The 12242-nt window shown below is 32.8% G+C and carries 11 protein-coding genes; 4 read left to right on the forward strand and 7 right to left on the reverse strand.

Annotation, left to right across the window (positions count from 1 at the left end; translation table 11 throughout):
• Nucleotides 1-129: 129 nt before the first annotated feature.
• The 7 genes from AS157_RS08705 to dnaA form a co-directional block, all read right to left on the reverse strand.
• Nucleotides 130-1089 (reverse strand): ABC transporter permease, encoded by a 960-nt coding sequence (locus AS157_RS08705; RefSeq protein ID WP_075665264.1) that lies wholly within the window; start codon nt 1087-1089, stop codon nt 130-132.
• On the reverse strand, nt 1086-2120 hold the full coding sequence (locus AS157_RS08710) for an ABC transporter permease (RefSeq protein ID WP_075665263.1): 1035 nt from the start codon (nt 2118-2120) through the stop codon (nt 1086-1088). Before AS157_RS08710 ends, AS157_RS08705 begins: the two co-directional genes overlap by 4 nt.
• Nucleotide 2121: 1 nt before the next feature.
• Complete coding sequence (locus AS157_RS08715; protein WP_250880129.1) at nt 2122-3630, reverse strand: ABC transporter ATP-binding protein; 1509 nt, start codon at nt 3628-3630, stop codon at nt 2122-2124.
• Nucleotides 3631-3735: 105 nt separating this feature from the next.
• Complete coding sequence (locus AS157_RS08720; RefSeq protein WP_077288691.1) at nt 3736-4833, reverse strand: BMP family lipoprotein; 1098 nt, start codon at nt 4831-4833, stop codon at nt 3736-3738.
• 23 nt (nt 4834-4856) lie between these two features.
• Nucleotides 4857-6671, reverse strand: coding sequence for a hypothetical protein (locus AS157_RS08725; RefSeq protein ID WP_077288690.1), 1815 nt, complete (start codon nt 6669-6671; stop codon nt 4857-4859).
• A 228-nt stretch (nt 6672-6899) separates the two neighbouring features.
• Nucleotides 6900-7082 carry a ferredoxin gene (locus tag AS157_RS08730; RefSeq protein WP_075665260.1) on the reverse strand — a complete coding sequence of 61 codons (183 nt, stop codon included), beginning with the start codon at nt 7080-7082 and terminating at the stop codon, nt 6900-6902.
• Nucleotides 7083-7123: 41 nt separating this feature from the next.
• Nucleotides 7124-8434, reverse strand: a complete 1311-nt coding sequence (dnaA, locus tag AS157_RS08735) for a chromosomal replication initiator protein DnaA (RefSeq protein WP_077288689.1) — start codon at nt 8432-8434, stop codon at nt 7124-7126.
• A gap of 281 nt (nt 8435-8715) precedes the next feature.
• On the opposite strand from dnaA, the gene AS157_RS08740 reads away from it, so the two are divergent.
• From AS157_RS08740 to AS157_RS08755, 4 genes are read left to right on the forward strand one after another with little or no spacing between them, the layout of a single operon-like run.
• Nucleotides 8716-9534, forward strand: a complete 819-nt coding sequence (locus tag AS157_RS08740) for a M55 family metallopeptidase (RefSeq protein WP_077288688.1) — start codon at nt 8716-8718, stop codon at nt 9532-9534.
• 4 nt (nt 9535-9538) lie between these two features.
• Nucleotides 9539-10438, forward strand: a complete 900-nt coding sequence (locus AS157_RS08745) for a bifunctional enoyl-CoA hydratase/phosphate acetyltransferase (protein WP_077288687.1) — start codon at nt 9539-9541, stop codon at nt 10436-10438.
• Nucleotides 10438-11376: a carbamate kinase gene (gene arcC / locus AS157_RS08750; RefSeq protein WP_077288686.1), complete on the forward strand. Its 939-nt coding sequence runs from the start codon at nt 10438-10440 to the stop codon at nt 11374-11376. The genes AS157_RS08745 and arcC overlap by 1 nt, the downstream gene beginning before the upstream one ends.
• Nucleotides 11377-11380: 4 nt before the next feature.
• Entirely contained in the window at nt 11381-12241 is an 861-nt protein-coding gene (locus AS157_RS08755; RefSeq protein WP_077288719.1) for a helix-turn-helix domain-containing protein, read from the forward strand.
• The last annotated feature ends 1 nt before the right edge of the window (nt 12242 follow it).

Here is a 12242-nt window from a genome sequence, read left to right on the forward strand (position 1 = left end):
CAAATCCCGTCGTCCCCGCCAATTAAAAAGACGAAGCTTAGGCTTCGTCTTTTTTATTTTGTATATAATTTGTATATAAATAGATCAAAGGCTTCGGATTATCCGAAGCCTTTTTTTGATACTTTTTCATTATGATACTTTTTCGTATGGTACTCCATCAGCTTTTGGTGGACGTGATTTTCCAACGAATCCTGCAACAACGATTATTGTAAGGACAAATGGTATCATATCAAATAATGGTTTAACTGTAGCTGAAACATGGATCAGAGAGCTACTTTGCATTTGATTAGCAAAAGCACTTGACGCACCAAATAACAAACTTGCAAGCATTGCACCAACTGGATTATATTTTCCCAAAATCATAGCTGCAAGTGCAATAAAACCTCTTCCACCTGACATTAATTCTCTAAAATGTCCTACTTCGCCTATACTAAGATATGCTCCCGCAAGACTTGCCCAAACACCACTCATTAAAACTCCAAAGTATCTTATGCCGTAGACATTAACACCTAGAGTATCTGCAGCTTCTGGGTTTTCACCTACAGCTCTCATTCTAAGTCCCAATTTGGTTTTGTATATAAGCCACCATGAAAATGCAACTGATATGAACGCTATGTATATAAATGGACTTAACTCCCCAAATATCTTTCCAATAAAAGGTATATCTGAAAGACCTGGAATTTTTATTTCTTTAACTTTTCCAACAAAATCAGTTTGTCCTGGTTTTCCAAAAATTGGTACCATTAAAAATCCGGTTACACCTTGTGCAATTAGTATTAATGCAGTTCCCAAAACTACCTGGTTTCCAGCCCATTTAATACTTCCCCAAGCATGCAACCATGCAAAGGCAACACCAGAGACTACTGCCATTAATATTCCAATCCACACACTTCCAGTAAAATATGTAAATACTACAGATGTAAACGCTCCAAGGAGCATAATACCTTCTAAAGCAATGTTGACAACACCGGTAATTTCACTGTAAACACCACCAAGTGAAGCAAATATTAAAGGAGTTGAAGCTGTTAATGTAATTTTATAAAAAAGAGGGTTTGCAAATACTAGAAATATTGCCTCTAATATTCTCATTTTTCCACCTTCTTTCTGATCATAATAGTGCGTACTATTCTATCGGCAGCAACAAGAAAGATAACTATACCTTGTATTATCATAACCATATGTTTTGGAACCCCAACAAATTGCATTTCATTACTTCCCGTTCTTAATGCACCTATTAGAAGTGCTGCAAAGATTATTCCTATCGGATTATTTTGACCAATTAATGCGATACTGATACCGTCAAATCCCTTACCACCGGAAAGTTCACCGAGAAATCTATGGTGTACTCCCATTAATTCAGTTGCGCCTGCAAGACCTGCAAGTGCGCCACTTATTGCCATTGCAAGTACGATATTCTTTGCAACGGAGATTCCCCCGTATTCTGCTGCATATGGATTAAAACCTACAGCTTTTATTTCATAACCGGTTGTTGATTTGTTTAGAAGAATATACATAAATATTGCAGCGACAACTGCAATGATTATTCCAGCGCTCAGTTCAATAGCACCAACTTTCATTAAGATAGGAAGTTGAGCAGAATCTGCAATTTCCGGACTTTTAGGTGTACCAGATCCAACTTTCAAAGGACCTGTAACCATATAGGAGGCAAAGTATGTGGCTATCCAGTTTAACATTATTGTTGTAACTACCTCGTGTGCCCCAGTTTTTGCCTTAAGAAAACCAGCTATTGCAGCATAACCTGCACCTACTAACATCGCAATTAATATTGTTAATGGAATAGAGATTATTGGGGGAAGTGACCCAAAATTTCCCGCAAAAGTTGCGGCAATTAACGCTCCCATAACCATTTGACCTTCAGCACCGATGTTAAATACACCAGCTCTAAAACCAAAACCAACCGCAAGACCCGTTAATATTAGAGGAGTGGTTTTAATTATTGTATCTGCAATTGCTTGTTTTGAACCAAATGATCCTCTAATTAAAGCAGAGTATGCAACTAAAGGATTTTTTCCAATAAGAAGTATTATTATTGTTGAAATTAACAATGCAATTAAAACAGAAATTATTGGAATGAGTATTGCTGATACTTTTTTATTCATCTTATCCCCTCCGTACCTCTTCTAATCTTTGGCCTATCATCATTAAACCTACTTCTTCAACAGTAGTCTCCTTTGGTGTTACTTCACCCATTATTTCTCCCTCATACATTACCAAAATGCGATCACTTAACGAGAATATTTCCTCAAGTTCCATTGAAATTAGCAAAATTCCAACATCTTTTTCTCTCATATTCAATATTTGATTGTGAATGAATTCAATAGCACCTACATCAAGACCACGGGTGGGTTGTGCAACTACAAGAAACTTTGGATCCATTCTAATTTCACGTCCTACAACTAATTTTTGTTGATTACCACCTGAAAAATTCCCACCTAAATGTTCTATTCTCCTTGGACGGACATCGAATTCTTCCATAAGATTTTTTGTATATTCAAATATGTTTTTGTGATTTAAAAATGTCCCATTTGAAAATGGGGATTTATAGTGTTGACCTAAAATAACATTGTAATATGCCTCAAATTCTTCAATTATTCCATGTTTTAATCTATCTTCAGGGATATGTGAGAGTCCCAATTCCCTAAGTTGCTTTGGAGTTGCACCTGTAACATCTTTACCTTCAAACAATATTTGACCACTTTTAATTTTTCTTAAACCTGTTATAGCCTCAACAAGTTCGGTTTGGCCATTTCCTGCAACACCTGCGATTCCTACAATTTCACCTTTCCTTATTGAAAAAGAGACGTTATTTACCGCTGTTAACCCTCTATTGTCATTTACAACAAGGTTTTTTATTTCAAATACTACATCTTTTGGTTCATGAGGCTTTTTTTCAACTCTTAATACAACATCCCTTCCCACCATATGTCTTGCAATTTCTCTTGGATTTGTTTTTGAAGTTTCAAGTTCACCAGTTACTTTTCCAAGTCTCATAACCGTTATTCTTTCACTTATTTCCATAACTTCATGAAGTTTGTGCGAGATAAACAAAATAGTTTTTCCGTCTTTTTTTAATTTTCTCATTATTTCAAATAGTTCTTCTACTTCTTGAGGTGTTAATACTGCTGTAGGTTCATCAAGTATTATTATGTTTGCTCCTCTGTACAATGTTTTTAAAATTTCCACTCTTTGTTGCATTCCTACGGAAATATCTTCTATTTTTGCGTCTACATCAACTAGCAATCCATACTTTTCAGATAGTTCTTTTACATCTTTTTTTGCTTTTGTTAAATCAAAGTTCATGCCTTTAGTAGGTTCACTACCTAAAACTATATTTTCTGCAACGGTTAACGTATCAACAAGCATAAAATGCTGGTGGACCATACCGATTCCATTTTTAATAGCATCTTTTGGCCCTTTGATTTGTGCTTTTTGCCCGTTGATAAAGATATCACCTTCATCTGGATGATATAATCCGTAAAGTTGATTCATTAGCGTAGACTTTCCAGCACCATTTTCGCCAACAATGGCGTGTATTTCACCTTTTTTTATTCTAATGGTGACGTGATCATTTGCCAAAACTCCGGGGAACCTTTTTACAATGTTTACCATTTCTACTGCATACACAATGTAATCCTCCTTTCTGCTTTGTTACTTTACCAAAGTTTTATTACCTTGGTAAAATAACAAAGCTAGGGGGAGGACCCCCCTTAGCTTTTAAAATGGGAATGCTATTTTTGGAGTCTTAAAGGATTTAAGTGATTCTTCTGTTTCTGGGATTACAAGTATGCCATTTTTAATGAGTGTAACAAGGTATGCAAGTTCTGCAAGCGTATCATTGGTAACTAACCCTTTTGTGTATTTCATTGGACTCATTCTTACACCGTTTTCTTTAAGACCAAGTTTGTGTATACCTGGCATCCAATTTCCTTCGTATGCCCATTTTACACCAAGATATGATGCTGTATCTACACCTTTCATTGCACTTGCAAGTACTATACCAGGTGCCATATAGTCTTGATCAACGTCTACACCCATTGCAAAATATCCGCCGTTTGAGTATGCATAATCCAAAATTGTTGCGAGATCTTCTTTTCCAACGAGTGATACCATTTTTTCTTTTGCAGCTTCAATAATACCATTACCACAAGCACCACTTGCGTGGAATATAATATCTACGCCTCCTGCAAATTGTGAAAGTGCAAGGTCTTTGCCTTTTTTTGGATCACTAAATGCATTTGTATAACCCTTTAAAATTTCTACATTTCTTCCGTGTAAATCGTTGTATACCTTCACACCAATTTCAAAACCGTATCTGAATCTTTCAACAGGAGGAATAGGAATTCCACCTATAAATCCAACTTTTCCTGTTCTTGTAGTTGCGGCTGCAATATATCCAACCAAGAACGCAGATTCTTGTTCTTTGAATAAGAAACATATTACATTTGGTGGAACATCTTCTGTCGGAGGTGCAATGTCTATTCCTGCAAAGTATACATCTGGAAATTGTTGAGCAACTTGGAAAAGAGCATCAGTCATCATAAATCCTACAGCATAGACGATACCACCATCTGGTTCCTTTTGTATTTCTTGAGCGGCTTTTGTAAGGTTTGAGATATAATCTGCTTGTTCGTACGATTGAATAACTTGTGTTTCTATTCCTAAATCTTCACCGGCTCTTTGAATACCTGCCCAAGTTCCATCGTTAAATGACTTATCACCAAGACCTCCCGTGTCTGTTACCATAATTGCTTTAAACGAAAAGGCACTTACCACAAAAAACATTGCTAAAATGAAAACAAGTAATTTCTTCATGAAATATCCCTCCTTTTAAGAGTTTAACCCTTTTTGGGTAAAGATTTTAATGAGTTAAATAAGATTAAAATGGAAATTATAAATAATGTTGGAATAGTAAATGTATAATTTAGTTTCAACATTGGTACACCGAATTGGACAATGTAATTAATGGGGGTTATAAGCATTAATATTGATGACAATATCGATGCTATTATCCAAATAAAATAATTTTTGTTTTTTAAAGTGTATAAAAATAGGCCAATTGTTATAAGAACAAAAGTTATTATGCCGAATTTTGTTTTATAGAAGTATATTTTTAAGCTATTTTTGTCTTTTGTATTTGATATAATTTTTTCTAATTTACGAACAGATGGAGCTATTTCTTCTAAATTTAGTCTTCTTTTAAGTTCTGATACAAATAATTTTTCAAATTTTTCGGAAGAGAGTTTTGCTATTTTGCTTGAAAACTTTTCTAGGTCTTTTTCTGCTCTTTTAAATTGGCTTTTGTTTATATCTTCTTCAATTACATAGTTTGATAGTTCATCTTTTAGGCTTTTAAAATCTTTAATTCTATTATCAAAGTTTTCAATGCTTTTGTATTCAGCTGTTTTTACGTTTTTATCAATTTCATTTAGGTTAATTTTTATTCTATTTACTATACTTTCTGTATTATTAATACTTGAATTGACAATTGTCAACAAATTGGTAATAATATTTGAAAATCTAGAATATTTATCCTTTAAGACGTCGCTTGTAAGTTCATCAAAATATATGGAATTCTGAAATTCTTTTTGATTTTTCATGAGTAGATCTTTTGTAGAAAACGCTGGAATGAAAAATGAAAGAACTAATAATGAAACAACGATAATATCAAATATTTTTTTGTTTTTTAGTGTTATAAATATGGAAGCAATCAGTGCAAAGAAGGCTATTAACCCATATATAGTTGCGTCTGTATTTGAAAGCACATCAAATGCTAAGAATAAATACAGTATTTCAACAATGGAAATTGTTAAAATAACGTAATTCCATTTTCTTGATTTAAAGAAAATTAGTATAATTAAAACATATATGATCCACCTTATCCACCAAAAATTTGTTTTTTTGGGAGGAAGCTTTGCAAAATACTCAGAGAAATGATTTTTTAAATTGGAAATATCTTTTATAATGTTTCTTTGCATAAGGCTGGTGTACCTATTTATGTAATAGGATAATCTATCTGGGTGTTTTTTTATTTCTCCAAGGTATTCATTAAATTTACTCTTTATTTCTTCATTATTAAGCAAAATTTTTATTTCATCTAAAAACTCAGGTTGGTTGAATTTTGGTGTATATTTAAATTCGTATGTATAATACGGTGCGGCGATGTCATGAGGGAGATCTATTTTTGCACCTAAGTGTTTTGCAAAGAGATCTGAAATGAAGTTTCTGGAAGCAAAAATTACTTTCGATTGGTATTTGTTAAAAAATTGATTGAAATTCGGGGAAGATTTAATAAAACTGGGTTCAAACTTTTTTCTTTCAAGGGAAGATTCAAGATACGAAAAAAACATTGCACGTGCAAGCTGTTCATTGTAATCTTTAGATATTGTTTGCTTGTATATAACATTAAGATAATCCCCAACCTTTTTCGTTACATCCGTTTTTTCAACACTACCTACTAGTTCTATTTTGTAAAATCTATATAAAGGTAAATCTTTGTCAATGGATTTTTTGACAGTCAAAAGAAATTCATCACTAGGATTATCAAAATTTTGGATATAATACAAGAACAGCTCCTTTGATTTTTCCAGATTAATCGTAAATACCGTTATTGAGAAGATTATTAAAAAAGAAAAAAATAAAGCCCGTTTCATCAAATTAGCACCTCCACTTTGTTGTTTTTTGGATTTTAATTCTATCATGAATTTAAAAGTTTATCCACAAAGAATTATAGCATAAATTCTGTAAAAAATTACAATAAGATTAATTTTTTCGCTTTTATTTAAGTTTTTTTTAATAAATTCAGTTATATTAAATTTGAAGGAAAATAGTGGTATAAAAAAACACCCTCATAGTTGAGGGTGTTTTTTCTTTTTTTCTAATTACTCTTCAACTGTAATTGCGGATGTTGGACAGCTATCTGCTGCATCTTTTGCACATTCGAGATCTGTTTCTGGTTGAAGAACCTTTGCTTTCATATCGTCGCCTATTTTGAAAACATCTGGACAAAGATTTTCACATACACCACAACCGATACATGTTGCTTCGTCTACTCTAACTTTCATCCTAGACACCTCCTGATATTAAAGTTGCTATTAAAATTATATCACATGCTTTCACCATGTGCAAAGGTTTTTGATGTTTTATCTATTTGTTTTAAGTAATTTTTTACTATAATATTTCCATCATTTATCAATTTTTCCACTTGTTTTACATTTTGTACTACAGATGAATGTGACTTTTTAAAGATAGTTCCAACATCTCTAGTTGAAAGATTTAATTTTTTGACGGCGTAGTACATTCCTACTTTTCTTGCGTATGAAATATTTTTTGTCCTTTTAGATGATATTATATCCTCTGGTGAACAATCAAAAATATCTGCTAAGATTTCAAGGAGTCTTTGTTCAAATGATTTTGGAGGTTTGGAGACATTTGTTAGTATACTTTCGGCAATAGAAAGGTTTAGTTTTCCGTATAGATTTTTATATGCGATTAATTTTAGAATTGCCCCGTGTATGAGTCTGGGATTATCGTATACACTACTGATATAATCAATAATTTTGTCTTCAATTTCTATGTGTTTCATTTGACAGATTTTTTTACCGATTTTAAATAAATCCTCTTTGTTTGGTTTTTCGATCTTTACTAGCAACCCCATTTGAAATCTAGAAATCATTCTTGAATGAAAATCTTTTAATTCTTGAGGGGTTCTATCTGAACAGATTATAATTTGTTTTCCAGCTTCGTGTATAGTATTGAATGTATGAAAGAGTTCTGTTTGAGCCGATTTTATTCCTATTAAAAATTGGATATCGTCTATTATTAGGATATCCGCTTTTTTTCTGTATTTTTCCCTAAAATCTTCAATATTTCCATTTTTTATGGCCGAAAACATTTCGTTCATAAATTCTTCGCTTGTAAGATAAGCAACTTTCATATCTGGGTTACTTTCAAGTAGATAATTTCCAAGCGCTTGAGCAAGGTGTGTTTTACCGAGCCCAACGCCACTGTATAGAAATATTGGGTTGTAAAAACCTGGTTTTTTGCTTGCTTCAATAAATACGTTGTATGCAAATTTATTGAATTCACCTACAACTAAATTTTCAAAAGTATATTTTGGGTTAAGTGGTGTGATTAAAAGAGGTCTTTTTTTGATTAATGGACCATCTTCTCTTTTAACGTTTTTGACCTCTTTGTATGTAATTTCAAATGTACTATCTTTTCCCAAAATATCTTTGACTACTTTTGAAATAATTTTATTAAACTTTTTTTCTAGTCTATCTTTTATAAAGATATTTCCAACTTCGAAAATGACATGTTTATCTTTAATTTCCCTAATATCAAAATCCAAGAACCAACTTTCCCAATTTTGGCGGCTAATTTTTTCTTTTAGTGCAACTATTATCTCTTTTTTCATAGGAAACACCTCAAGGATTATTTTTGATTATTTTTTGGTGGGTCAGAGTCTATTATCTCATACCTCAATGTAAAAATTCAAGGAAAAAATGTGTCAATGTTCTGAATAAATTCCCAATAATGTGAAACAATGTGGCAGGGTTATTAAATTTCTTTTTTAAGAACAAAGAAAATTAAGTATTGATGAGAATTTTTGATTTTCTAATTTTTACACAAGTATGCGAAGCTTAGATTTTTTGTGGATTTAAGATAAAATAAATTTGTAACATGGAGGTGAAAAATATGAAAATTTATGTCTCATTGGATTTTGAAGGATTAGGTGGGATAACGCAGTGGTCTGATGTGGAATATGGTATTAAATTCAAACAACATCTGCTTATGGAACAACTAGAAAAATTTTTGGAAGCTGTTGGAAATAATTATGTGTTGATTTCCGATTCTCACGCCATGGGAGATAACGTGTTGTGGGAAATTACAAAGAAATTTGACAATGTGGAAATAATATCCGGTGGGTTGAGAAAAGATTACATGATGACAGGCCTTGATGAAACTTTTGATAGAGTTGTATTTTTTGGTTATCATGCTGGAATTGGCACAAGATATGCGGTAATGGATCATACATATTCTTCGTCTTCTATACATAATATTTGGATAAATGGAAAGGTAATGAATGAAGCGATCATTAACGCTGCTTATGCGGGACTTTACAATGTGCCTGTTGCAATGATTATAGGGGATGATAAACTAAAAACACAGGTTAATTTTAAAAATCTGTTTTATGTGGAAACAAAAACTTCTTTGGGAAGATTTTCTGCAAAGCACAAATCCATGAAAAAAGTTCTTTTGGATATTGAGAATAAGACAAAGCAAATGATAGAGATACCAAGAGAGGAATTTGAAATTGTAAAATTTGAGAAACCTATAGAATTAATCGTTGAACTTTCAGATACAGCTCGTGCTGATTTGGTGGAAATGTTGCCACTTGTTGAAAGAATTGACGGAAGGAAAGTTAAATTGGTGCATGATAACTATAGGGTGGTTTTTGATACAATACTCAGTATGACATTTATGGCATCAATTGTCAAATATCTTGGGAGGTGAAGGAATGCTAAAAAGTTTTGACGAAATTGTAGATATTGCAAAAACCAAAGATGCGGTTGTTTCATTAGCTGGTGCAGAAGATATAGAGGCTTTAAAAGCTATAAAAGATGTCAAAGATTATGGAATAAAAGCTATTTTGGTTGGAAATGAGGAAATTGTAAGAAGAAATTTAAATGAATTAGGCATGGATTTGCCAGTTGTTGATGCAAAATCTGAAAGTGAGATAGCGGAAAAAGCAGTGAAATTAGTTTCATCTGGTAAGGCCAATATTCTAATGAAAGGCCTTATTAAAACTTCCACTTTATTAAAAGCAGTTTTAAACAAAGAATGGGGATTGAGAGGAAATGGTTTGTTATCTCACGTTGCATTATTAGAGACACCGGGCATGGATAGGATTGTGTTTGTTACAGATGGTGGAATGGTAATAAAGCCAACATTGGAACAAAAGGTTCAAATTATTAAAAATGCCGTTGAACTTGCACATAAATTGGGATATAAAGAACCGAAGGTAGGCCTTATTGCAGCAGTTGAGGTTGTAAATCCAGATATGCCTGAAACTATGGAAGCGGCAATTATTGCAAAGATGGCGCAGAGAGGTCAGATAAAAGGTTGTGTAGTAGATGGACCGTTGGGATTGGATAATGCTTTAAGTGAATTTGCGGCTAAAATAAAAAAAGTTTCAGGTGATGTAGCGGGAAAGGCAGATATATTGGTTGTGCCAGATATACATAGCGGAAATTTTTTAGGAAAATCTGCAATTTATCTTGCCAATGGTAAGATTGCCGGTATAGTGATGGGGGCAAAGGCGCCTATTGTTATAGTTTCACGTGCTGATACAAGTGAATCAAAGAAAAATTCACTTGCTATTGCAGCGGCTATTAGTGTACAAAAGGGGGGGAAATAATGAAAAAATTAGCTGTTGTTGCAATTGGTGGGAATGCAGTTAATAGGCCAGGAGAAAAACCCACTGCACAAAATATGATAAAAAACCTTTTTGAAACTGCAAGTTATATAGTTAATATGCTTGATGAGTATGATATTGCGATTACTCACGGAAATGGACCTCAAGTTGGAAATTTGCTAATCCAACAGGAAATTGCAAAAAATAAAATTCCACCTTTTCCTATTGATGTTAATGATGCACAAACTCAAGGTAGTTTAGGATATATGATTGCTCAAACCTTGAATAATTGTTTAAAAGAGAAAGGAAGGAAGAGGGAAATTTCCGCTTTGATTACACAAATAATAGTGGATAAAAATGATCCCGCTTTTGAAAACCCAACTAAACCTGTTGGACCTTTTTATACAAAAGAAGAAGCAGAAGAATTAGAACGTGAAAAAGGTTGGAAAATAGTCGAAGATGCGGGTAGAGGTTGGAGAAGAGTTGTTCCATCTCCAAAACCTCTGGACATTATTGAAAAAGATGTGATAAAATTGCTTATGAAAAATGATGTGATTGTTATAGCAGCAGGCGGTGGGGGAATTCCTGTAATCCTTGAAGATGGAAGATTAAAGGGCGTAGAAGCCGTAATTGATAAAGATAGGGCAAGTGCGTTACTTGCCAAGGAGATTGGTGCGGATGTTTTAATTATTTTAACAGGTGTTGAAAAAGTTTACTTAAATTATGGAAAAGAAGATCAAAAAGCGTTGGATAGATTAACTGTTTCTGAGGCAAAAAAATACCTAAAAGAAGGTCATTTTCCAAAAGGAAGTATGGGGCCTAAAATAGAAGCCGCAATAGATTTTGTTGAAGCGACTGGTAAAGAATGTTTGATAACAGATATGAGCGTATTGGATAAAGCCTTGAGGGGTGAAACTGGAACACGAATTATTAAGGGGTGAAATGTTGATTAGAATTCTTATCCCTCAGGCTCTCGTGGATGACCTGAGGGGATTTTTATATAACCATCAGAATGTTGTTTTTGATATTTATGATTTAAACTTAGAAGAAAAATTAAAGGAAAATTATTGGGATGTTGTATATTTAACTGAAAAAAAGAATGTTCCGGGTAAGTTTGTGGTGTATTCCATAAAGGAATTGGAGCTTGCAGTTTTGTATCTTGAAGAAAGGCAGAGATATGATGATTTGAAAAGAGAATTTGATATGTTGTATTCTTTTCCAGAACTCCAAGGCCCTGTAATACATGAGTTTTTAAACAAATTAATATCAATGTATAAGGATAAAGAAAAAGCGACTTTAAAATACGAAGATGGCATGTATTTAAATGAATATGTATCATATATTCGTTTAAAACTTCCAGGAGTAAAGGTTACTTTTTCAAAAACAAAGGGGGAAAAGATACCGCCACTTCGGGATAGAAAGGAAGACATTGTTTTTATGTTTGATAAAGTTTTATCTTCTATCTATTTTAAATACAATAATATTGAAAAGAGAATACCGGATGATGAAGAATATGAATTATTAAAACTTTATAATTGGCCTGGAAATACAAAAGAACTTGTGAAAGTTGCAAGTGAGTATGCGACAAATGGTGTATTGAATATACCAAAATTTAAAAAGTCTACATTTTCCGGTATTGATTTAATTAATTTTACGAGTAAATTGGTGAAACATGTGGAGAAAAGATATATTTCACTTGCATTAAAGAAGTCAGGGAATAGGATGAAAGCTGCAAAAATGTTGAATATTAATTATAAAACACTTTCTTATAAGATTAAAATATATAAGTTGGATAAGAATAGGTGAT

The organism is Thermosipho sp. 1244 (assembly GCF_018588215.1).
Taxonomy (GTDB): Bacteria; Thermotogota; Thermotogae; order Thermotogales; family Fervidobacteriaceae; genus Thermosipho; species Thermosipho affectus.